Origin of the sequence: Arthrobacter ginkgonis (assembly GCF_039540195.1) — a bacterium.
Classification (GTDB): Bacteria; Actinomycetota; Actinomycetes; order Actinomycetales; family Micrococcaceae; genus Zafaria; species Zafaria ginkgonis.
Genome location: NZ_BAABEO010000026.1, coordinates 161,345 through 182,824, shown reverse-complemented (window position 1 = coordinate 182,824; position 21,480 = coordinate 161,345). Strand labels below are relative to the sequence as shown.

Annotated in this window: 19 protein-coding genes; 2 read left to right on the top strand and 17 right to left on the bottom strand. The window is 64.0% G+C overall.

Going from position 1 to position 21,480, the window contains the following annotated elements:
• Window positions 1-34: 34 nt before the first annotated feature.
• The 17 genes from ABD912_RS20310 to ABD912_RS20230 all read right to left on the bottom strand — a co-directional run bounded on the left by ABD912_RS20310 (window position 35) and on the right by ABD912_RS20230 (window position 18,474).
• Window positions 35-1,027 (bottom strand): flavin reductase, encoded by a 993-nt coding sequence (locus ABD912_RS20310; RefSeq protein WP_345153768.1) that lies wholly within the window; start codon window positions 1,025-1,027, stop codon window positions 35-37.
• 2 nt (window positions 1,028-1,029) lie between these two features.
• Window positions 1,030-1,683, bottom strand: a complete 654-nt coding sequence (locus ABD912_RS20305; RefSeq protein ID WP_345153765.1) for a 4-carboxy-4-hydroxy-2-oxoadipate aldolase/oxaloacetate decarboxylase — start codon at window positions 1,681-1,683, stop codon at window positions 1,030-1,032.
• On the bottom strand, window positions 1,680-2,336 hold the full coding sequence (locus ABD912_RS20300; RefSeq protein WP_345153764.1) for an RraA family protein: 657 nt from the start codon (window positions 2,334-2,336) through the stop codon (window positions 1,680-1,682). The genes ABD912_RS20305 and ABD912_RS20300 overlap by 4 nt, the downstream gene beginning before the upstream one ends.
• Window positions 2,337-2,339: 3 nt before the next feature.
• Window positions 2,340-3,023 carry an RraA family protein gene (locus tag ABD912_RS20295; protein ID WP_345153762.1) on the bottom strand — a complete coding sequence of 228 codons (684 nt, stop codon included), beginning with the start codon at window positions 3,021-3,023 and terminating at the stop codon, window positions 2,340-2,342.
• A 2-nt stretch (window positions 3,024-3,025) separates the two neighbouring features.
• A complete protein-coding gene (locus tag ABD912_RS20290; protein WP_345153761.1) occupies window positions 3,026-4,042 on the bottom strand; it encodes a DODA-type extradiol aromatic ring-opening family dioxygenase in 1,017 nt (338 codons plus the stop codon).
• Window positions 4,043-4,066: 24 nt separating this feature from the next.
• The gene (locus tag ABD912_RS20285) at window positions 4,067-5,068 is read right to left on the bottom strand and encodes an amidohydrolase family protein (protein WP_345153760.1); all 1,002 of its coding nucleotides are present in this window, start codon (window positions 5,066-5,068) and stop codon (window positions 4,067-4,069) included.
• 30 nt (window positions 5,069-5,098) lie between these two features.
• Window positions 5,099-6,574 carry a 4-hydroxyphenylacetate 3-hydroxylase family protein gene (locus ABD912_RS20280; RefSeq protein WP_345153759.1) on the bottom strand — a complete coding sequence of 492 codons (1,476 nt, stop codon included), beginning with the start codon at window positions 6,572-6,574 and terminating at the stop codon, window positions 5,099-5,101.
• Window positions 6,575-6,913: 339 nt separating this feature from the next.
• Window positions 6,914-8,362 carry an aldehyde dehydrogenase family protein gene (locus ABD912_RS20275; RefSeq protein ID WP_345153757.1) on the bottom strand — a complete coding sequence of 483 codons (1,449 nt, stop codon included), beginning with the start codon at window positions 8,360-8,362 and terminating at the stop codon, window positions 6,914-6,916.
• A 68-nt stretch (window positions 8,363-8,430) separates the two neighbouring features.
• Window positions 8,431-8,814 (bottom strand): Rieske (2Fe-2S) protein, encoded by a 384-nt coding sequence (locus ABD912_RS20270; RefSeq protein WP_345153755.1) that lies wholly within the window; start codon window positions 8,812-8,814, stop codon window positions 8,431-8,433.
• Window positions 8,811-9,119 carry a hypothetical protein gene (locus ABD912_RS20265; RefSeq protein WP_345153752.1) on the bottom strand — a complete coding sequence of 103 codons (309 nt, stop codon included), beginning with the start codon at window positions 9,117-9,119 and terminating at the stop codon, window positions 8,811-8,813. The genes ABD912_RS20270 and ABD912_RS20265 overlap by 4 nt, the downstream gene beginning before the upstream one ends.
• A 1-nt stretch (window position 9,120) precedes the next feature.
• On the bottom strand, window positions 9,121-10,386 hold the full coding sequence (locus ABD912_RS20260) for an amidohydrolase family protein (RefSeq protein ID WP_345153750.1): 1,266 nt from the start codon (window positions 10,384-10,386) through the stop codon (window positions 9,121-9,123).
• A gap of 31 nt (window positions 10,387-10,417) precedes the next feature.
• Window positions 10,418-11,584, bottom strand: coding sequence for an ABC transporter ATP-binding protein (locus ABD912_RS20255; protein WP_345153748.1), 1,167 nt, complete (start codon window positions 11,582-11,584; stop codon window positions 10,418-10,420).
• Between the two features lie 18 nt (window positions 11,585-11,602).
• A complete protein-coding gene (locus tag ABD912_RS20250; protein WP_345153746.1) occupies window positions 11,603-12,733 on the bottom strand; it encodes an ABC transporter substrate-binding protein in 1,131 nt (376 codons plus the stop codon).
• Window positions 12,734-12,757: 24 nt separating this feature from the next.
• Complete coding sequence (locus tag ABD912_RS20245) at window positions 12,758-14,587, bottom strand: ABC transporter permease (RefSeq protein WP_345153744.1); 1,830 nt, start codon at window positions 14,585-14,587, stop codon at window positions 12,758-12,760.
• Window positions 14,588-14,684: 97 nt separating this feature from the next.
• On the bottom strand, window positions 14,685-15,734 hold the full coding sequence (locus tag ABD912_RS20240; protein WP_345153742.1) for a pyridoxal phosphate-dependent aminotransferase: 1,050 nt from the start codon (window positions 15,732-15,734) through the stop codon (window positions 14,685-14,687).
• 311 nt (window positions 15,735-16,045) lie between these two features.
• Window positions 16,046-16,705, bottom strand: coding sequence for a FadR/GntR family transcriptional regulator (locus ABD912_RS20235; protein ID WP_345153805.1), 660 nt, complete (start codon window positions 16,703-16,705; stop codon window positions 16,046-16,048).
• Between the two features lie 167 nt (window positions 16,706-16,872).
• Entirely contained in the window at window positions 16,873-18,474 is a 1,602-nt protein-coding gene (locus ABD912_RS20230; protein ID WP_345153740.1) for a thiamine pyrophosphate-binding protein, read from the bottom strand.
• A gap of 187 nt (window positions 18,475-18,661) precedes the next feature.
• Between ABD912_RS20230 and ABD912_RS20225 the strand changes: the two genes are divergently transcribed.
• Window positions 18,662-19,828 (top strand): PucR family transcriptional regulator, encoded by a 1,167-nt coding sequence (locus ABD912_RS20225; RefSeq protein ID WP_345153738.1) that lies wholly within the window; start codon window positions 18,662-18,664, stop codon window positions 19,826-19,828.
• 142 nt (window positions 19,829-19,970) lie between these two features.
• The gene (locus ABD912_RS20220; protein WP_345153737.1) at window positions 19,971-21,359 is read left to right on the top strand and encodes an aldehyde dehydrogenase family protein; all 1,389 of its coding nucleotides are present in this window, start codon (window positions 19,971-19,973) and stop codon (window positions 21,357-21,359) included.
• The last annotated feature ends 121 nt before the right edge of the window (window positions 21,360-21,480 follow it).

Here is a 21,480-nt window from a genome sequence, read left to right as displayed (position 1 = left end):
TCGCTCCGTTGTCCCTGAGGCCGGGCCTCGTAGTTCAGCATTGGATTCCCGCGGCGACGGTGCCCAGGTGCTCCATCATCAGCCGGCGGGCCTTGTCCTCGTCTCGGGACTCGATGGCCTCGAGGATTCCCTTGTGGGCGGCGACGGCGCGGTTTGCCCGTTCCGCGGTGGTGTCCGCGGCGTAACGGCTCTCGCGCGGACGGTTGAGCGCGTTGACCGAAGCGGCGATCGCCGGATTGCCGCTCAGCAGCCCGAGCCGGGCGTGGAACTCGAGGGACAGCGGGTTGTAGCGTGCCGCGTCACCCGTGTGCCGTTCGGCCTCCTCAACCAGGACCCGCAGCTGCGCGGTCTGCTCCTTGGTGGCATCGCGTGCGGCCAGCGCGGCGGCCTCCGGCTCGACGGCGCGCTGCGCATCGATCAGCTGTGCAGGGCTCATGCCGTGCAGGTGAAGCTGAGCGGAGAGGGAGTCGGCGATCCGGTGGATGTCATCGGTCAACGCGGTCTCCTGCGCCGCCTGCTCTTCCGCCGGGCTGAGTTCACGGTAGTTCCCCGACCAGTACAGCAGCGGCTCACCCGTGCCGCCTCCCGCCGCCTTGACCTCGCCCACCAGAATGGTGTGGTCGCCTCCCTCGAGCATCGTATGCACGGTGCAATCGAACCAGCTCAGCGCCCCCGTAACCACGGGTGCCCCGGTGGTCTCGACATGCGTCCCGACCTCCTCGAAGGAGCCCCTGCTGCGGCCGCGTCCACGCCGGGCAAAGTAGGCCGAGACGTCCTGCTGCTCATTGGAGAGCACGTTTATGGCGAACGCCCCGCTCCCTCGAATCTCATCGAGGATCGGGCTGTGCACATTGATGGACACCGTGACGAGCAGCGGATTGAGCGACAGGGAGACAAACGACGTGGCGGTGATGCCGTAGACATGGCCGTCGTGGGCCGTGGTCACGACCGTGACCCCTGAGGCGAACCTGCCCGCGGCCTGGCGGAAGCTGTCGAGTCGGTTCTGCTGTTCTTCTTCGAGGGACATGGCTACCTCACAGGTTGGTTGGAGTCTGAAATGGGCGAACCCAGGGAGCGGAAGCCGTAGAGGTCAAGGGTGAGTTCCCCCGCCCGCAGGCGTTCCATGTGGGCCTCTTCCTTGGCGGCGCGGGCCCGGGCCGCTTCGAGGATCTCGGCATAGCGCTCGTAGGGCAGGATGGCGACGCCGTCGCGGTCGGCCACCACAACATCGCCCCGGCGCACCACGCGCCCGCGCAGTGTCACCGGCAAACCGACCGTTCCGGGCCACTGCTTGATCGTGCCTCGGATGGAGATCGAGGTGCTGAAGGCCGGGAAGCGAAGCCGCGAAAGCTGTTCGGTGTCACGCACTCCCCCGTCGATCACCAGTCCGCGGATGCCGCGTGACTGCGCGGCAACGGCCATGACCTCGCCCCAATAGCCATAGGGGGCGCCGCCGCCGTCAACGACGAGCACGTCTCCGTCGCCTGCCTCGCCAATGCCGTGGTGCAGGGCAAGGTTGTCGCCGGCCTGCGCACTCAGGGGCAGCGCCCGGCCAACGATTTCCGCTCCGGCCCAGGCCGGGCGGAAGGCTGCATCCAGGAAGCAGTCGCTGCCCGAGGACTCGTACAGGGTCGCGGAACCGAGCCGGAGCAATTCGTCCGCGTCATCGTCGAGGTCGATCATTCCGCGTCCTTTCGCTGCAGGTTGTGGTAACCGAATCGGGCGCGGGCCTCGGCAATCGTGGCACCGGCCAACGCCGCTGCCAGGATCGAGTCCTCGCGCGCATCGATCGATTCGGCGATTTCCAGCACCCGCTCTTCGGATTCGCGGGGAATCGCCACCACGCCGTCGGAGTCGCCGAGCAGGATGTCGCCCTGGCGGACCGTGACTCCGCCGATGGTGACGGGGCCTCTCTCCTCGGCAACCTCAACGCGGTCCTTGCCGGTGCGCATGAAGCGGCCACGGCTGAAGATCGGGTAGTTGATCGACAGCGCACGGTGGGTGTCGCGGCAGACACCCTCGATCACCGTGCCGGCGATGCCGCGGTGGTGTGCGACGGCGGTGAGGATGTCTCCCCAGACCGTGCAGTCGACGCGGGCGTCGTTATCCAGCACCACTACTTCACCGGGCATGACCTGGTCGATGAAGTCCCCGACGGTGCCGGCGGGGGTTTGCGCGCTGACGTAGCGCACGGTGAACGCGCGACCCACCATGTGCTGTGCATCGGCCAGCGGCGCAATACCCAGCAGGCTGCCGGGCAGGCCCAGCTTGTCCAAGGCGTCGGAGACCGTCGCGGTCCCGAGCCGTGAAAATCGGGTGATGATTGGCTCTGTCATGGCTTACTCCGCTGTGACCGTTGGGAATTGTGAATCGTGCATGACCTCGCGCACGTCGCGTCCGCTACGTACTGCCTGCGCCATCGCGGCCTCTCGAGCCACGATGCGCTGGGCCAGTTCCAGCACGCGCTCGGCGTGCTGCGCCGCGACAAACACCACGCCGTTGACGTCGGCGATGACGTAGTCAAAGGACGCCACGGAAACTCCTGCGACCTGGATGCGCTCGTCCATGGCCTGCTGGACGATGCGGCCGCGGGCGCTGACCGGCACCGCGGCCCGGGCATAGAGGTTCAGTCCGAGCGCCTGCGATTCCTGCACGTCGCGGCAGGCACCATCGACGATGACCCCGGCGATGCCGCGCTGGATTGAGGCTTCGGCCAGCAACCCGCCCCAGCAGGAAACGTCGGTGCGGCCGTGGTTGTCGATCACCACGATGTCGTCGCGTTCGGCGCCGGCAACAAGTGCCGTGGCGATGTGATCGCTCGGGCCGCCGCTGGACTTGGGGGCCGCGGTGACGGTGCGCACGCGCCCGGCCATGACCGTGTCCGTCGGCCACATCGCCGAAATGCCCGTCACGGCCCCCGGCAAACCGAGGGTGTCCAGCGCATCGGAGACCGCGCAGCTATCGAGCGTGCGCAGCACCGCGATGGCCTGCGCCGGGGAGAGTGCCACCTGTGACCCGGCCATGGTCAGTCACGCTCCCAGGTGACAAAGCCCATGGCGTTGCCGGTGCCCGCTTCGGTGCGGTAGGCGGGCACGTAGTCAAGCTTCGTCACCGCGAGGCCCGTCTCGTCGGCGATGCCGGCCACGGCGATCCAGTTGCGCAGCTCGGAGGCACCGGACATCATTTCCGACGCGGGGACAGTGCGCAGGTATTCCGAATCGCGGTTTCGCATTGCCTCGCAGAACTCTTCGTCCAGCTTCTCGTCGATGACGAAGTGGCTCAGCCCGCCGGAGGCCACGACGCCGACCCGAAGGTCGCCGGGAAACGACTCGATGGCACGGGCCAGGGCGCGGCCGAAATCGTGGCAGCGCTTGGCCGTCGGCGGGTTTGGTTCCCAGAAGGTGTTGATGAAGACCGGCACCATCGGAACCGTGGAGTCCTCGCCCATGAAGCGCTGGTAGATGAAACCGAAACCGTGCGGGATCGTGTAGTTCTCGTAGCGGCCGGCCGGCAGCTCCTCGGAGGCCGAGACGTCGAAGCCGTCTTCCTGGACGGATTGGATCAGGTGGCGACCCAGCGCCCGGTGGGTGGGGCGCTCGATCGTGTGGCCGGGCACGTCGCCGGTGGCTGCCTCGGCAAGACCCGGCGCCATCTCGTCGAGCTGCTCCTGGGTGTAGGGGACGTGCAGCACCGAATCGCCCCAGTAGATCGCGAACGGGGCGAGGCATTCGTCGCCGAAGGTCTCCTTGTGGTCGCTGGAGACGATGACCAGCACATCGACGTCCTGCTCCTTGATGAACGTGGAGAGTTCATCCATCGAGCCCTGGCAGCTGTCCCAGCGACGCTGCATGACCTCGTGGGTGATCTCCTGCGAGAAGTCCTCGCGCAGTTCGCGCAGCTCCTCGTAGGAGTATGTGCCTCCGCGGAATTTCAGCTTCTTGCTCTTGCGGTCCGCGACACCGCGGGTCTCCCAGGCCACGGGCGGTGCTGCCTTGAGCTGCGGGCCGTGGGAGGTGCCGATGCCGGCGACGATCTCGGTCATGGAGAATCCTTTCTGGTCTCTGGGTTACAGGCGGAACAGCTTGCGGGCATTGCCCTCGAAGACGGCTTCGCGGCCCTCTGCCTCAAGCCAGTCGATGTCGTCGATGAGCAGGTGGATGTCGTCGAACCAGCGGCCGGTCTCGGGATCGATCTGCGAACCGGTGCCCGGCTTCTCCGAGCCGAACAGCACGCGGTCGGTGCCAACGACCTTCATCAGCAGTTCGAGGCTGTCCCGGGTGTACAGGCAGGAGTCGAAGTACAGGCTGCGCAGCTTGTCGAGGTAGGAGACGCCGGTGCGCACCACCGAGGGGAGGAAGCGGCCGACCTGGTACGGAATGGCGCCGCCGCCGTGCGAGACGATGACCTTCAGGTCCGGGAAGTCCTTGAGCACGTTCGAGTTGATCAGGCTCCAGACACCGACCGTCTCCTCCTGGATGAAGTGCAGGCTGTACGGCTCGCGTGCCGGCGGCTTGCAGCCGGCGGCGTGGATCAGCACCGGGACGTCAAGCGCGCAGAGTTCCTCGTACACCGGGTACCAGTACTCGTCGCCGAGCGCCGGCGGGATCTGCAGGCCCTCGTGCGGGTCCGGGTTCAGCATGGCGCCGACGAAGCCGAGCTCGGTCACGGTGCGGCGCAGTTCCTTCGTCCACTGCGCGGGGGTGTAGTCCGGGCTCTGCGGCATGCCGGCGACGCCCTTGAAGCGGCCCGGGAAGAGTTCCGTGGTGCGGTGGATCAGGTTGTTCGTCTCTTCGGTGAACCAGTCCACGAGCTTTGCCGGGCGCTCGCTGTGCATCATCTGGAAGGGACGCGGAGAAATCAGCTGCAGGTCGATGCCGGCCTTGTCGATGTGCTCCATGTGCGAGATGTTCCCGAAGCTGGGGTGCGGCTCATGGTACGAAGCAACGAGTGCATCGTCGCTGATGACCGGCGGCTTTCCGCCGTGTGCACCGCGGTGCGAGAGCAGCGAGGCCTTCCATGCGTAGTAGTCGTTCGGGGCGGACATGTGGCCGTGGACGTCGATGATCATGGGTTCTTCCTTCTGTGGTCTCGGGGGTGCTCAGGCGCCGGCGAGGGCTCGGTCGTTCAGCGGGGCGCTGATCAGCTCGTCCACGCGGGCGTCGACGTCCGACATGTCGTAGGAGCGCAGCAGGCGGGTGCGGCCGGCTCCGGGATCCCCGCGGTGCAGGTATTCGTAGAGTTCCTGGCGCATGCCGAAGCCCGAGCCCGCAAGTTCCCATCCCAGGCGGAAGAGGCGCGCCTTCTCTGCGGCACCGATGTCGTGGCCGCGCATGTACAGATCAAGGAACGGACGCAGCTCGGGGCTGGCAAGATCGCCCTCGGTCGGCTGCATGATCAGGCCCGAGGCGGCGATCTGGCGCATGATCTGGACCATGCGGGCGGAGATGTCGGCGGACCAGAAGCCCAGGCCGTTGCTGTGTCCGGGGACCAGGTTGCCGGCCGGGGTGAAGCTGGAGTCGGCCTCGGCGCCCTTGATGCCAAGCTCCAGGGTCTGGGCGTAGGAAACCAGTTCGCCAAGCTGTTCCTGGATGCCTCGGAAGGAGTCGACGCCGATCGCGTGGGCGAGCTTCTTGGCCACCGAGGTGAAGAACTTCATGCGGGCCAGGAAACGGATGTGGGTGCTCTGCAGGCTCCAGGCGTTGATGCGGCCCAGGCCCTTGAGTGCCCGCAGGCTGTCGCCCTGCAGGAAGATGCGCTCGCGCGGCAGGAAGACGTCCTCGAAGAACAACATGGCGTCCTGCTCGTCGTACTTGTTGCTCAACGGGTGGCTGTGGCCGCTTTCCGGGTTGCCGAGCGGCTCGCGCAGCAGGATCTTCAACCCCGGCGCGTTCATCGGCAGGGCGAACCAGATCACGAAGTCTTCGGCGCCGCGGGCAGCAGTGACGCCGTTGAGGTAGACGAGCACCTCGTTGGAGAACGGGGCGAGCGTTGCCAACTGCTTGGCACCGCGCAGAACGACGCCGTCCTCGCGTTCCTCCACGATGCGCAGGGCTAGGTCCGGGTCGTCGAGCGGGCTGGCGCTGCGGTCGATCTGGGGGTCACCCAGCGCATGGGTGAGCACCAGGTCGTTTTCCATCGCGTAGCGGTGGTAGTTGCGGGCGTTGTCACCGAAGCCCGGGCGGTTCTCCTCCAGTTCGTCGGCATAGTCCACCAAGCCGGCAACGACGTTGGACATGAAGTCTGGCGAGCGGCCCAGCTGGCCCAGGCTCTCGTTCATCCACCACGCGGAGGCGGCGAACTTGGCACGCAATTCCTGCTGGGTTTTCGGCAACGAGAATGCGTAGCTGATCTGGTTGCCCGTCTCCGGGGATTCAAAGAGGGTTGTGGCACGCGCTTCGGCAGTTGCGAAGCGCAGGTCAAGCAGGCGAGCGAACTCATCGACGGTCGGCTTGAGCGCAGGGTGTTCAGCGACGTTTTCGATGCGTCTGCCATCAAGCCACACATCGCGGCCGTCGTTGAGGCTCCGCTTGAATTGCTCACCGGTCATGGCACCCGTCGAGCCGGAAATATCCATCGTCTGACTCCTTGTTCTGCCGCCCAACCTCGATGTCGGGCAGGCCAATAATCTGTATTTCGACACTAGGGAAATGCGTCTGGCAGAGGATCAGCCCGCTGCGTGAATCTTTGGCGATGGGTTCCGACACGGTGTCGGAACGGGGTGTTCTCCCGCGGCTTCCCGAGTCATATGGCAAGGCGGGCAGACGCGGTGCCGCATCGCGGCCTGCACCGAAGAGGCGGCGCCAAAGCCGGAACAAAACCAAAGGGAAACACAAAAAGGGGGCGGAAGCCCTCCACCGGGTTTCACGCCGGGGTGGACCATCCGTCCCCTTTTCTGCCGTCCGCCGGCCCCGCGCTATCCCGCGTTCGAGGGCACCGTGACCCACTGCCAGAAAGTGAACTCGTCGAGATTCCAGTGCCCGCCGTGCCGCCCGCCGTTGCCCGAGGCACCGAGCCCACCCATCGGAATGTGGGCAGCGTCGTAAATGGTCTGCCCGTTCAGCGCCACCATGCCTGCGCGCAGGCGGGAGGCAAATCCCAGCGAACGCGCAATGTCCCGGCTGTGGATGGAGGCCGAAAGCCCATAGGCGCTCTTATTGGCCAGCGCGAGCGCCTCTTCTTCGGTGGCGAAGCGGGTGATCGGGGCCACCGGTCCGAAGATCTCCTCTCGGAAGGCGGCGTTGTCGGCCGTCACGTCCTCCAGGATCGTCGGTTCATAGAAGGCACCGTCGTGGGATCCGCCATGGACAACGCGCGCGCCCCCGGCCACGGCCTCATCGACAATCCGCTGTACCCGTTCGGCTTGGGTTTGGTTGATCAGCGGGCCCAGGGTGACGCCCTCGCCGAGCGGGTCGCCCATGCGCAGCTTGGCCGTGGCGGCGCTCAGGAGGGTCACGTATTCATCGGCTATCGATTCGTGGACCAGATGGCGGCCGGTGGCCATGCAGATCTGACCCTGGTGCCGGAAGCTGCCGGCGACGCCGTTCGCCACCGCGGCGTCGAGGTCTGCATCGGCCATCACGATCGCCGCGTTGTTGCCGCCGAGTTCCAGGATGACGCGCTTCATCAGGCCGCCGGCAACCTCGCCGACGCGTTTGCCGGCGGCGGTGGAACCGGTGAAGGCGATGACACTGGTGTGCGCCGAGCGCACCAGCGCCTCCCCCGTTTCAGGTCCTCCGGGCAGGATGTGCAGGACATCCCGCGGCAGCCCGGCACGCTCGAAGATCTCCGCGATCACCGCGCCTCCGGAGAAGGCGGTTTTCACGTCGGGTTTCACAATGACAGCGTTGCCCAGGGCGATGGCGGGGGCCACTGAGCGCATGGCAAGCATGAGCGGGGCATTCCACGGGGCAATGACGCCGACAACTCCCACCGGGATGCGGCGGGCAATGCCCATCACGCTGGGGTCTTCCACGGGCAGGATGTCTCCTTGGGAGAGGGTGACAAGGCTTGCCGCAGCGATGAGTTCGTCGAAGGCTTTGTCGACCTCGTGGGCCGCCTTGGCCGGCAGCGATCCGCTCTCGCGCACGAGCACGAGTTCGAGGTCCGCACGGATTTCCTGCAGCGCGGCTGCGGCTCGGGTCAGCACGTTGGCCCGTTCCCGGTAGGAGGCTTGTCCCCAGCCGGCCTGGGCCGCACGGGCAAGGGCGCCTGCACCCTCCACGTCGGCCCCGTCTGCGATGCCGATATGCCCGATCGTGCCGCCGTCGCCCGGCGAAGTGACGGGCAGTGTGCCGCCGGCGCCGGGCCGCCAGCCGCCCGAGTAGATGCGCCCCTCGGCCTCGCCCAGATCCCAACGATTCATGATTGTCCTTCACGCTTATGAAAGGATGCGGGCGACTCTTCGTCGCCCGCATCCTTTGGGTGGTGTTGCTAGATGGAAATGATGACTTCGCCGTTCTCCACGCGGACGGGAACCGAGCGAAGCCCTACCCGTTGGTCCGCCGGATGTTTGCCGGTGAGCACGTCGAACTCGAATCCGTGCCACGGGCACACGATGTTGCGATCCGTGGGGTGGAATCCGGGGCCGCCGCTCTTGCGGTTCTCCACCACCAGCTGAATGGTGCGCGGCATCATCTTGCCCTGGCACACCGGGCCGCCCGAGTGCGGGCAGACGTTGGACCAGGCTCGGACCTGGTCGGCATGGAAGTACAGGCCGACCTCGGTGCCGCCGGCATCGACGACGATGCGCTCGCGTTCCTTGAGATCCTCGAGCTGCGCGACGACGACGTCGCGCTTCAGTTCACTCGTGCTCATTCCGCCCTCCTAAACCAGATCGCCATGTCAAAGAGGTTGATGTCGGCCGCGTCGAGCAGGGCGGTCACCAGGACCACCGTCTCGGTGGCGTTCAGGGCGTCCTCCTTGATCGGCCAGGCGCGCTTGCCCACGCGGTCGGTCTTGGCGGAGAAGAGCCGCGCCGCCGCGTACAGCGCGTCGGCAATCTGTTCGTCCGATACGCCGGCGGCGAGCTGCTGCTGGGCGATCTGGCGGGTCAGTTCGGTCAGCCGATCGACCGTCTCGGAGAGTTCGGTCAGCGTGTTGTTGGTGGTCACAGTAGTCATGTCAGGAGATCCCCGGTCGTTCCTGGAGCACTTGCTCCGCGGATGGCTTCATTCGGTCGGTGGGGAGGTTGAACACCCGTGCGGCGTTGAGTCCCAGGATGTTGCGCTTGGCCTGTTCGCAGAGGAACGGCAAGTCCGTGATGGTTGACGGGGAATCCCAGTCCCAGTGCGGCCAGTCGGAGGAGTACAGCAACTGGGTCTCGGCATTGAAGGCCTTCATCGTGGCCTCAAGCAGCTCCATGTTGTTGCGTTCCATCGGCTGGGTCGAATAGTACATTTCCTTCATGTACTCGCTCGGCAGCTTGGTGAGCCCCGGCGCCTCGCTCGGACGCATCAGCACTTCGTGGTCCAGGCGCTGCATGAGGAACGGGATCCAGGCAAGGCCGCTCTCAACCCAGATCATCTTGAGCTTCGGGAAGCGTTCGGGCATTGCGTTGATGATCCAGTTGGTCACGTGGATCTGGTTGTAGTGCGTGAAGGAAAGAGCGTGCATCGACAGGAAGCGGTTCAGCTGCGCGAACGACGGGTCGCCCCAGTGGTATCCCGAGTGGAATGCCAGCGGCTTGCCGCTCTCCTCGATCAGCGAGTACAGGCGGGTGTACACGTCCGAGTGCACCGGGTTGTTGCGCGTGGAGCAGACGGTGTAGCCGATGATGCCTGGATGGTCCGCGTACTTCTCCACGAGTTCCTCACAGACCTCGGGGGTGTTGTATGGCAGGTACAGCATGCCCTTCAGGCGCGGGTTTTTCGGCAGGATGACCTCGGTGAGCCACCGGTTGAAGGCGCGTCCCAGGACAACCTCGATCTCGTCCTGCGGGTGCATGCCCAGCAGCAGCATCGCACTGGGGAACACCACCTGATAGTCAAGGCCCATGGCGTCCATGCCGCGCTTGGCGGAAGTGACAAACGGGTGGCCCTCGGTGCCGTCGACGGGCTCCTTGCGGCCCTGGTGGCCGATGCGGCCGCCAACACTCTGGTGGGACAGGCCCGGGGAAATGTTCAGCAGCGCGTTGTTGCCGGCGAACTTATCAAATTGGTCCATGCCAATTTGCTTCCACACATCATTGTCGATCAGCTCGAGCACCTCGCCCCAGAACTGGTCTTCCGAGACGTGGGCATCGATATCGACAATGAAATAGTCGTCGAAGTTCTCCTTCGCTTGCTTTGTCGCGTGCGCCAGGACATCTCGCGTGTCCGTGCGTCCACTGATTTCCGCAAGCTCGCGAACCAGGCCTTCGTCGGACTTGAGGCCGGGAATCTGACTCATGGGGTTGCCTTTCTATAAATCTTGGTGCGCATCAGCGGGGTGCAACAAGTGCACCGGTCATCGTTGTCAGGTGTTCGTCTTTCGTCGACTCTTCGTGCTGGACCACATCTGTCACCACGGCGCGCGCCGGATTCACCGAGAAGCCGAGTCGGTCGCCGACAGCGGGGATCTGGTCGAGAGCGAGGTCCGACGTTTCAAGACGTACGCGCAGCGGAAGTCCATCCGCGCGGACCAGCAGGTTTGTGGCGCTGCCCAGATACGTGGTGCGCTCAACGATGCCTTCGAAATGACCAGGCCCACTCTTCGGTTCCGCATGCACGCGAATGTGCGCGGCGCGGAAGGCGATGTTGACCCGGTCCCCGACGGATACCGAGAGGGTCGTCGTGCCGCTGACCACCAGTGAGGTTCCGTCGATCCTGACATCCGCAATGCCGTTCTCCACGCCCACGACGTCGCCGGGGAGAATGTTCTGGAATCCCATGAAGTCAGCTACGTAGGCCGAATTCGGCCTATCGAACAATTCGGCCGGCGAGCCGTCTTGCATGATCTCGCCCTCGTTCATCACGATGATCCGGTCCGAAAGCGTGATCGCTTCTTCCTGGTCGTGGGTGACGTACACGGAAGTCGTCTCGAACTGGTCGTGCAGCGAGCGGACCTGCTGGCCCAACTGGTAGCGCAACTTCGAATCGAGGTTGGACAGGGGCTCGTCGTAGAAGATGATGCCCGGCCGGGCGGCCAGCGCGCGGGCCAGCGCAACGCGCTGCTGCTGGCCACCGGAGAGGGCGGTGACCGGACGCTTTTCGTAGCCGGCCAGACCAACTGCATCAAGCATTTCGCGCACCCGCTGCTGACGGTCCTGGCTTCCGAGCCGTGCGACCTTGAGCGGGTACGCAATGTTTTCGGAGACGCTCATGTGTGGCCATAGGGCGTAGCTCTGGAAAACCATGCCCACCTTGCGCTTGTCCGACGGCACGAACACCCCACGTGCGGTGTCGACCATGGTTCGATCGCCCATGGTGATCCTGCCGGCGGTTGGGCGCTCGAGGCCGGCGAGGCAGCGCAGCGTCGTTGTCTTGCCACATCCCGAGGGGCCCAGAAGCGTGACGAACTGCCCGGACTCGATCTTCAGATCGAGCCCGTGAAGGGCAGACTTGCTGCCATATTTCTTGGCCAGCCCGGAAACCAGGACTTCAGTCATTTCATCAATACTCTCTGGTCAGGACTTCTTGAAAAGATCAACGATGTAGTCGAAGTACTCCTTGTTGAATTCCGGATCGGGATTCGAGTACGGAAGCTTCTTCAGGTCGGCAAATGCAGGGGCGCCGGACGGGCCGGGGGCCGTCGGAAGCACGCCGTAGGAGTTGTCCTTCTCGCCCAAGGCGTTCTGGCCTTCCTGGGTGAACATCCAATTCAGGTACAGCGAGGTCGCGTCAGCGTGGGGGCTGTCCTGGATCTGGCACAGGCCGGAACGTGCAAGGAAATTGCCGCCGTCGGTCAGCGGGAAGACCATGTCCAAGGGTGCACCCTTGGCCTTCTGGTCGTAGTAGTAGCCGGAATAAACGCCGATGCCGATCGGGAAGCGACCGCTGGCAACGTCAGCGGAAACCGTCGGTTCGGACTGGCTGAAGTTCAGCTCCTGTGCCGCAAGCTGCTCCATGTACGGTTTGCCCCACTCCGCCTGGGTTTCGGGGAGCATCATCGAGGTCAGGATGTATCGGATGCCGCCCGGAACGGTCGGATCGCCAATCAGGATCTTTCCCTTCCACTTGGGATCGAGCAGGTCGTGCCATGACTTCGGGGCTTCTTCTTCCTTCACCATGTCGGTGTTGTAGACAAAGCCGAAGTAGCGCAGCGCGAAGCGCAGCAGCTTGCCGTCGTTGTCTACCGGAAGTTCGAAGCCGGCCGGCGCTGTGCGAATGTCGGCGGGCATGCAGATGTTGTCCTTGGCTGCGGCCTGCGGGGCTTCGCCTCCCACGTAGAGGTCGGCGATGCGGTTTCCGCTCTCGGCCTCGACGTCGAGTTTGGTGAGGGTCTGGGCATCCGCCTGATCCTGGGGAACGATGTTGATGCCCGGGAAGCGGTCGAGGAACACCTGATGCAGTGCCTTGTATGCGCTTGGGGCCGGACCGTACATAACGATGTCGGTCTTGCCGGATTCCAAAGCCTTCTTGTACAGGCTGTTCAGGTGCTCGTTGGCCTCGGCTGACGCGCCGGGAACCACCACCGGGGCAGCCGCCTGGCCCTTGCCACCTTCAGCGGCGGACGGAGAACAGGCAGTGAGAAATGCGAGTGAACCCACCAGAGCGACCCCAAGGGCCGTCTTCAGGGTGTTGCGGCAGAACGTCATTATTCTTCCTCTCGGTTATTTGGATCAAGACGCAATGTGAGTCAGGGACGATGCGGCAGCCGGTGCCTTGCCAGCACGCAGCCGGATCCGCTTTGCGATGTACATCGAGATGCCGGAGAGCACGAGGACCACGGCCGCCGCGATCAGAATGACCATGAACAATGCGGCACCCCCCGCCATGTCGCCAAGCAGGAACATCTGAAGTGCAGTCTGGGACACTGGCTGCAATCCAGGAGGGGCCAACAGCATCGGAATGGCCAGATTGCCGGAGATGAACAGCACCGACAGGAACCAGCCCGCCAGGAAGCTGGGGATCACCAGGCGCAGCACGATCGTGACGAGCACGCGGGAAGCGCTTGCGCCCGCAGTGCGGCCCGCCTCCTCGAGGTCCGGGGAGAGCTGTGCCAGCGCGCCTTCGGCGATTCTGCTCGAGAGCGGGATCGTTCCCACAACCAGCACCAGGATCATCAGCGTTGCCGTTCCGTACATGCTTCGGGTCGACGGGAAGGACAGCACCGCGAAGAGGTAGGCCAGGGCCAAAACGACGCCCGGCAACGCCCACGGGATCCATACGGCCAGCGAGGTGTAGGCCTTGATGAAACCGCGGCGGCGCAGCACCACGTAGCTTGTCACGAGGGCGACGCACATCGAGAGCAGGCCGCCGAGAATCGACATCCATGCCGTCAACGTCAGGCTTGAGCTGAGCTGGCGATCCGTCAGCACGCGAGCATAGTTGTCAAGGGTCAGCCCGGTGCTCATCACGCCGAAGACCGGCTGGAGGCTTCCCAACACCATGGCGAACAGCGGCAGGATCAGGTTGAGCAGCATGAATGCCCAGATCACCGCGCTGAATACCCAGCGAATCGGACCGAGCTGCTGCGGTTCGCGGCGCGAGGTCTTGCCGGTGAGCGTGGTGAAGCTGCGTCCGCGAAGTGCCCAGCGCTGTAGGAGGAACAGCAGCACTACCAGGGCGATCAGCATCAGTGACAGCGCAAATGCCGCGGTGTACTTGCCTGGCGTCTCGTCACGGACGTAGCGGTAGATCTGCGTCGAGAAGACGTAGATGCCGGCCTGCCGACCAATCAACTGCGGGCTGTCGAAGGCTTGGAAAACAAGCACCATGATGAGCGTCGCGGCTCCGGTGATGGTTGGACCAATCGAAGGAACGGTGATGGTGAAGAAGGTGCGGAACGTCCCCGCACCGCTGATTTGGGCAGCCTCATCGAGCGATTGGTCGCGGTTCTTGAACGCGCCAAGCATGAGCAAATAGGCGAATGGCATGTAGCCGAGCGACATCAACATGATCAAGCCGCCCCAGGACTGGATGTTCATGAAGGATCCCTCGAGACCGAAAAGGCGAACGAATTGGTTTAGCAAACCGTTCTGCGCGTTGCCGAGCATCAGCCATCCGAGGGTGTGGAACAGGGGCGGGACAAAGAGGTTGATGACCATCAGGGGTGTCAGCAGTCGCCGGCCCGGAACGTTTGTGCTGGCGGCGATCCAAGCGAAGAACCCGCCGCCGACCGTCGCAAGCGTGCCGCAGATGAGCACCAGGATGGCCGAGTTGCCCAAGGTGGTCCAGGTGTCTTCGGAGGTGAAGGCCTGGATGAGTCCTTCGGTCGTGAACGGCTTCTTCTGGGAGGGAAGGCCGTCACGGAACGCACCAATGACGATCATCAGCACGGGGTAAACAAAGATTATGGTGAGCGCGGTGAGGAAAACGCTCCACATGGCTCCGCTTGTGATTGACCGCCGCACCGAAGCACGCCGGTCGGCGAGCAGGTCGATATCAGGCACTTTCAAATCCCTTCCTGCGAACGGGTAGAGGCGCCGAAATGCGGCGACGTTGTCCACGGTTTGGCTCAGCGTAGAAGGCCGGCAGGAGGGGAGCATCGTGCAACCTTCCGAAGTCCTGCCCGCTGATATCGACACCGTGTCGGAATGGTGCCTGTCAGTTGAAAACTGCGAGTGCCGCGTCGTTCTCCGCGGGGGCGCCAATGGTAATTCGCACACCGCCGGCGTGCGGGAACGGGCGTGACATGACGCCTTGGGCCTCGAAGCGTTTGGTCAGTTCCGCCGCGTCGCCGTGGATGAACACAAAGTTCGATTCGGTCGGCAGATGCGAGACTCCCGCAGCCGTCAGGGCCGCCAGGAATCGTTCCCGCTCCGCGACGATTCTCTGGATGCGCTCTTCAGCGATCTGAAGGCCCTCCGGGCTGAATGCGGCGATGATGGCAGCATCGGCGACCGAATTCAGCGCGAAACCGACAGAGCTTCGACGAAGTGCCAAGGCGATGCGCTCCTGGGCGATGACGTAACCCGCGCGGACACCGGCCAGCCCGTACGATTTCGACATCGTGCGGACAATCGCAACGTTCTCGAACTCATGCACCAGGGCAATGGACTCCGAGACGTCCTCGGCTGTGACGAATTCGCGGTAGGCCTCATCCAGGACGACCAACACATTGTCCGGAACGCTGCTGAGGAATGCGCGGAGGTCATCGATTCCGATGAAACCGCCCGTTGGGTTGTTGGGATTGCACAAAACCACGAGCCTGGTTGAATCCCCCATCGCGTCACGTAGGGCAGCGAGGTCCATGGCCCCCTCGGCATTCAGGTCAACCGGGGAAGGTGATCCTCCGGCGAGGGCCACGGAGGCCGGATAGGCCTCGAAGGAGGGCCAGCCGTAAATCGCCGTCGTTCCCGGTTCGATCACCAGGCGCGCCAGCCCGTGAAGCAGTGATCCCGAACCGTTGTCCACAGCGACCCACTCTGGGGCTACGCCAACCACGTTCGCAATGGCCGTTCGTGCCGCTGTCCGGTGATAGTCCGGGTAGCGGTTGACTGTCTGAAGCGCCTCCGTCATTGCATTCAATACCGGTTCCGGCGGCCCCCAAGGAAGTTCGTTCTGGGACAATCTGACCGGCGTTGGTGCGTTTCGCTGGGGTCTATCGGGTGTGGAAGTCATCCGGTCAATCACGGGGCGGAAATCGAGCGCCATGCCAACTCCTTAGGTCAATTATGGATAATGAATATATTCATTATTGAGATCTGCGCATCCCACTGTCAAGGGCCAAAAGTGAAGTCGAACACACATGTGGGTGAGTGGCGAAAAGCTTGAACTGACATGGTGCTTCTGGGCGCCCGCGGACGGGTTTGACATGATTTCGGGAAGGCCCGTGACGGGACGGGAAAATCACCCACGCCCAAGCACCGGCAGGTTTGCGGCGCCCACGTGCCGCCCCCAAGCCTTGAACAGGGCCGCCCTAGGCGATGAGATCGCTACGTCCCAGACAACGCGCTTTGCTCCAGTCAGCTGCCCTCGTCGGCCACGCCATCCACCGATTCCTTGGTGTGCAACCGCAGAGCCTCGCTGCCGAGCTTGTGGTCGCGCCGCTCAATTGCGGCGACAAAATCCAAGTGCGTCTGCAAACGCTGCGGAGTAGCCGGCGCCGTGTTTTCTTCGCTGTATCGCTGGGTAATGAAGTCAACGAGGTTCAGGTAGAGACTTCGCAGCAACTCATTCGGGCTGATCTTTGCGATTCGGGCATGCAGCGCCCAAATTTCATGCTCTCGGGACGAGTCTTCCCAGGCTGCCTCCAGGGATTGGGCACGCAGCCGCAGTTCGCGCACGTCTTGGGCCGAGGCATGTTCGATCGCGTCATGCAGAATCGCGCCGTCCAGGGCATCGAGCACGCGCAGGCTGTTGTTGAGTGTCGCGGGGCTTTCGCGAAGGCTCAGCAACTCGTCACTCAGCACGGTAAAGGGAGAAGCGTCGGTGACGAAGATTCCACCGCCAGGGCCCGGTTTGGCGTCGACCAGGCCGCGGGAACGCAGAAGTTGGATCGCCTCGCTAAGGGTTGCCGGAGCAACGGAATAGCGAGCCGCCAACTCCTGCCGCCGACCGATGAAATGGCCGGATTCCCAGCGGTTTGCGATGATTTCGTCCTCAATCACGCGAGCGACCTGCACGGCTGCGGCCTCGCTGATGTACCGACTCAATGCTTTTCTGCTCCCAAGTTCGCCCTAGTCGGCAACGCGTATCTGCCTCGTTTGTCAGGCCGGGTTTGCGGCCGCTACACCATATAAACACGGGCGTCCCTGGAATCGCTCCCAGAGACGCCCGTGATTCCGAACCGCTAGTGGGGCTCGTGGATGAACGGCCATGGGGTCGGGAACACGTCAACCGGCACCGTCACGAGGGTTGGTTCACCGGCGGCGATGCCTTCGGCGACGGCCTTGTTAACGGCAGCGGCGTCTTCGGCAAGGGTGAAGCGGACGCCAAAGGCCTTGGCAAGGGTTTCGAAGTCCGGGTTCACCAGATCGGAGCCGATAAAGCGACCTTCGTAGCGGTCACGCTGGATGCGCCAGACGTTGCCGAAGCGCTTGTCCTCGAAGAGCACGATCACCACGGGGATGTTGTAGCGCTTCGCCGTGGCAAGCTCCTGCAAGGACCAGCCGATTCCGCCGTCACCCGTGACCACGACAACCGGGCGACCGGCTGCACCGACTGCCGCACCAAGCGCGGTCGGCATGGCGTAGCCAAGGGTGCCTTGGTAGCCGGGCCATACATACGAGTTTGGTGCCTGCACTGGGAACCCGTAGGTGGAGACGTAACCGATCTGGGTGAGCTCATTGACATAGACGCCGTCGGCAGGCATAGCCGCACGGATGGCGTCGATGAATTCCATCTGCGGGGCAACAAGTTCGCGGACGCGACGATCGCATTCGGCACGCATAACGGCAATTTCTCCCTGCCATGACGCGCGCTTGCCGAGCGCCCCGACAAGTGCCTCGAGCACCGCGGTTGCGTCCGCGAGCACGGCAATGTCTGCGTGGCGCGGCTTCGCCAAGTCGTCCGCGTCAATGTTCACCAGGGCGACACGGGCATCGCCGGTGTTCATCTGCTGGCCAAAGGGAGTCACGAATCGACTCCCGAGCGAAAGGATTGCATCGGCACGATCCCGCAGTTCCCAAAGGGCAAAGGCAGGCAGTGCGTGCGGATCACGGGCGTCAATGGCCCCGCGCCCGTTTTCGCTCATGACAACCGGCGCATCAAGCAGGTCGGCCAGTTGGGCGAGCAGGGAGAAGGCCCGCTCCCCCTTCACGCCGCCGCCGGCGTAGATCACCGGCCGCTTGCTTGAGTTGAGCAGCTCGACCAGTTGGGCCAGATCGGCTCCGTCAACTTTCGGCGTGGTGATCTCGAACGGCGCGCCGACCTCGATGTCGGCGACGGCGTGCAGGATGTCCGGTGCGACCTCGAGCGCGACCGGGCGCGGGCGTCCGGTCCGCATCTGGCGGAAGGCCTCGTGCACCAACTCCGGAATCTCTTCTGCGCAGGTGGCGGTTCCGGTCCACTTGGTCAGGCCGCGCAGGGTTTCGGTCTGGGCCGGGATTTCATGGAGGGCGCCAAGGCCCTGGCCGACTTGGGTGCTCGGGATGGTGCCGGCGAGCAGCAAAACCTGGGAAGAACACGCATACGCGGTCGCCAGGCCCGCCCCGGCATTTAGGACGCCCGGTCCCGGCACCACCATGGCAACGCCAGGGCGGCCCGTGACGCGGTGGTAACCATCGGCCATGTAGGTCGTGGTCTGTTCGTGGCGGGGCACCATCAGGTGGAGTTCCCCCTGGTGGCGGTACATGCCGTCGGTCAGTCCATCGAGCTGAACGCCCGGAATACCAAATACGGTTTCCGTTCCCTCGGTGATCAACGCCTTCGTCAGCGCGTCGCCGCCAGTCATTCTTGTCATGCTCTGTCCCCCTTCAAATAATTGTTTATATTCAATATAGGTCTTAGCGTGGTCGTCCACAACCCCCAATAGCGCCGTGAGGGGACGGGCCCTCACCCGGCCGCTACCATGACCAAAAACCGGGCAGCGGATTCACGGACGGCAGATTCAACCGTTACGAGACGAAAAGGGTGACTGAATGAACCTTGAGGGATATGTCCAGGCCTACGCAGACCAGATCGGGTTCCCTATCGTCGTTTTCGACTCGGCCTTCAACGTCGTGGCTTTCAGCGTCCACGACCAGGACATCGACCAGTCGCGCTTGGCCATCATCCTGTCCCACAAGGGCTCGCCACGCGCTCGGGAGTCGATCCGCAAGTACCGCGTTGACCAGGCCGACGGACCCGTCCACATCCCGCCTCTCGACGGACAACAGGCTCGTCACGTCGCACCCCTGCGCCATGAAGGGCGCATCACGGGCTACCTCTCATACATCCCGGAGGGCAGCACCGCAGACTTCCCGCCCAAGGATGATCCCGAGCTGGGGACAACGCGCAGCCACATCGGGCTCATCCTCGCAGCGAGGGCGCTCGGCAACCGGGACGGGGCGGATCGCTCCTTCCACCTGCTCACCATGCTGCTTGGAGTGGACGCAAGCAAGCGCGAGCAGGCGGCCGACGAGCTGCTGACCAATGGCCTGGTTTCTTCCGTTCCGCACTACACCGTCATTGCGATCGCAACGCTCCCCGGGGAGACGCCGCGGTCGGCAAACCTGCAGCTGGTTCTCGACAAGGCGCTCTCCACGATTCCCACGTTCCCCGCCTTGCGGGCAGAGGGTGCGGTGATCGACGACGAGGCAGTGCTCGTGGTGCCGTACGAGATTTCGATGGAACGACTGAATGACCTGCTCGCCCTGCCTCCCTTCACCGGCCTCCGCGCCGGGGTCGGCGGGCACTACACAACCCTCACCGAGGTCCACCATTCACTCCGCGAGGCAAGGGTCGCGCGACGAGGCGCCGAGATCGACCCCGAACGCTCTCCCGCCGCGCGCTGGGACACCCTTGGCATAGACCGGCTGCTCCTGCAGCTCCCCCTGGAAACGCTCTCGATATCGGATATCCCGGAGAGCGTGCGGCTGCTGTGCGCGGCCCGGTCCCGCCTCGACCTTGCGCAGACGCTTGAGGCGTACCTTGACTACGGTTGCGATGCCCAACGCACCGCCAAGGAGCTCCACGTGCACCGCAGCACGCTTTACTACCGGCTGGATCAGGTGCGGGAAATCATTGGATTGGACCTCGCCGACGGCAAAGTCCGTCGCGAGCTGCACGCCGGCCTGCGCGTGGCCTCGCTCGCAGGCCTTCGCTAACACCAGGGAAAGCCCCGCTGCGACGCGCAATGCGTTATCAGGGCACCCATGACCCTATTGACTATATTCATAATAGTTAGATAGCTTTTCACCATTGCCAACCGACCAGTGCCGCGAATCGCGCGTGAAGGGAAGGACCCACATGAATGCTCTTCTGACTTCAGTATCCGTTTCGAACGAAGTGGGTTACCCGATTCTGGATGCGGCAACGCGCGACCTGGTGGGCTACGCCCCGAAGCACACCACCAATGATCTGGAAGAAATGATCGCGGCAGCCACGGCAGCCCAGCCGGCCTGGGCAACGCTCGGGCATGCGGAGCGCACCCGGCTCTTGAACCTTGTCGCCGATGACATCGAAGAGCACGCCGTCGAACTGGGCCAGATCATCACTGCTGAGCAGGGAAAAATCGGTGGCGAAGGCGAGGCGCGCGGAGCTGCCAAGTGGCTGCGAAGCGCCGCGGACGCGGTGTTGGAGACCCAGGTCCTGGCGGATGACGGCACGTCGCGTAGCGAATTGCACTATGTACCGCTCGGCGTGGTGGCATCGATCGGCCCGTGGAATTTTCCGGTGATGATCGCCGTCTGGCACATTGCTCCGGCGCTTCGCATGGGAAACACCGTTGTGGTCAAACCATCGGAGAACACTCCCCTCAGCGTCTTGGCGCTGCTGCAGTTTTTCATCCGCAGGCTTCCCGAGGGTGTCGTCAATGGCATCTCCGGCGACCGCAAGGTCGGGGCTGCACTAGCCGCGCACCCTCGCATCGCCAAGATCGTGTTCACTGGTTCCACCCCCACGGGACGGCGCATCGTGGAGAGTTCCGCAAACAACCTTGCACGTTTGACGCTTGAATTGGGCGGAAACGATGCGGGGATCGTGCTTCCTGGGACCAACATCGAGTCGATTGCCGACAAGTTGTTCTGGGGCGCCTTCATGAACAGCGGCCAAGTCTGCGCCGCCCTCAAGCGGGTCTACGTCCACGAATCGCTCTACGAGGAAACCGTTGCGGCCCTTGCCGAACGGGCAAGAAAAGCACCCATGGGCTCGGGACACGACAAGTCGAACCGCCTCGGGCCGGTGCAGAACCCGAGTCAGTTCGACATCGTTTTACGGCTTGTCGATGATGCGCGAGATCGTGGTGCGCGCATCGCTGCCGGCGGCGAACCCGCCCCGGAACTCGGCCCGCTCTTCTACCGCGCAACCATCGTGGCGGACATCGAAGACGGTGCGGCGCTCGTGGACGAGGAACAATTCGGCCCGGTACTCCCCGTGATCAAGTACTCCGATGTCAATGACGCGGTGCGCCGCGCGAACGGCAATGACCAGGGACTCGGCGCGTCGGTATGGGGTGCCGATGTCGACGAGGCGCTCCGCATCGCGGAGCGCCTGGAAGCCGGAACCGTGTGGATCAACCAGCACGGCGGCGTTGACCCGTCGATTCCGTTCGGTGGCACCAAGGCCTCGGGATACGGCTTGGAGTTCGGCGTCGAAGGGCTCAAGGCAATGGCTGCCGCCAAGGTCATTCGCCGCTGACGTCGAACCCTTCCCATAAACGGCGCACAGCTACGATGAGGGCGGTTTATTGGTTCCGGCATGCGTGCATGAATTCAGCGGGTACCGCAATGCCTATGAGAAGGTCGCGCCGCAGGGCGGG

Bases quoted from the DNA above. Each gene is read 5' to 3' on its own strand.
- ABD912_RS20310 (WP_345153768.1), bottom strand. From the start codon at position 1,027: ATGTCCCTCGAAGAAGAACAGCAGAACCGACTCGACAGCTTCCGCCAG.
- ABD912_RS20305 (WP_345153765.1), bottom strand. From the start codon at position 1,683: ATGATCGACCTCGACGATGACGCGGACGAATTGCTCCGGCTCGGTTCC.
- ABD912_RS20300 (WP_345153764.1), bottom strand. From the start codon at position 2,336: ATGACAGAGCCAATCATCACCCGATTTTCACGGCTCGGGACCGCGACG.
- ABD912_RS20295 (WP_345153762.1), bottom strand. From the start codon at position 3,023: ATGGCCGGGTCACAGGTGGCACTCTCCCCGGCGCAGGCCATCGCGGTG.
- ABD912_RS20290 (WP_345153761.1), bottom strand. From the start codon at position 4,042: ATGACCGAGATCGTCGCCGGCATCGGCACCTCCCACGGCCCGCAGCTC.
- ABD912_RS20285 (WP_345153760.1), bottom strand. From the start codon at position 5,068: ATGATCATCGACGTCCACGGCCACATGTCCGCCCCGAACGACTACTAC.
- ABD912_RS20280 (WP_345153759.1), bottom strand. From the start codon at position 6,574: ATGGATATTTCCGGCTCGACGGGTGCCATGACCGGTGAGCAATTCAAG.
- ABD912_RS20275 (WP_345153757.1), bottom strand. From the start codon at position 8,362: ATGAATCGTTGGGATCTGGGCGAGGCCGAGGGGCGCATCTACTCGGGC.
- ABD912_RS20270 (WP_345153755.1), bottom strand. From the start codon at position 8,814: ATGAGCACGAGTGAACTGAAGCGCGACGTCGTCGTCGCGCAGCTCGAG.
- ABD912_RS20265 (WP_345153752.1), bottom strand. From the start codon at position 9,119: ATGACTACTGTGACCACCAACAACACGCTGACCGAACTCTCCGAGACG.
- ABD912_RS20260 (WP_345153750.1), bottom strand. From the start codon at position 10,386: ATGAGTCAGATTCCCGGCCTCAAGTCCGACGAAGGCCTGGTTCGCGAG.
- ABD912_RS20255 (WP_345153748.1), bottom strand. From the start codon at position 11,584: ATGACTGAAGTCCTGGTTTCCGGGCTGGCCAAGAAATATGGCAGCAAG.
- ABD912_RS20250 (WP_345153746.1), bottom strand. From the start codon at position 12,733: ATGACGTTCTGCCGCAACACCCTGAAGACGGCCCTTGGGGTCGCTCTG.
- ABD912_RS20240 (WP_345153742.1), bottom strand. From the start codon at position 15,734: ATGGCGCTCGATTTCCGCCCCGTGATTGACCGGATGACTTCCACACCC.
- ABD912_RS20230 (WP_345153740.1), bottom strand. From the start codon at position 18,474: ATGACTGGCGGCGACGCGCTGACGAAGGCGTTGATCACCGAGGGAACG.
- ABD912_RS20225 (WP_345153738.1), top strand. From the start codon at position 18,662: ATGAACCTTGAGGGATATGTCCAGGCCTACGCAGACCAGATCGGGTTC.
- ABD912_RS20220 (WP_345153737.1), top strand. From the start codon at position 19,971: ATGAATGCTCTTCTGACTTCAGTATCCGTTTCGAACGAAGTGGGTTAC.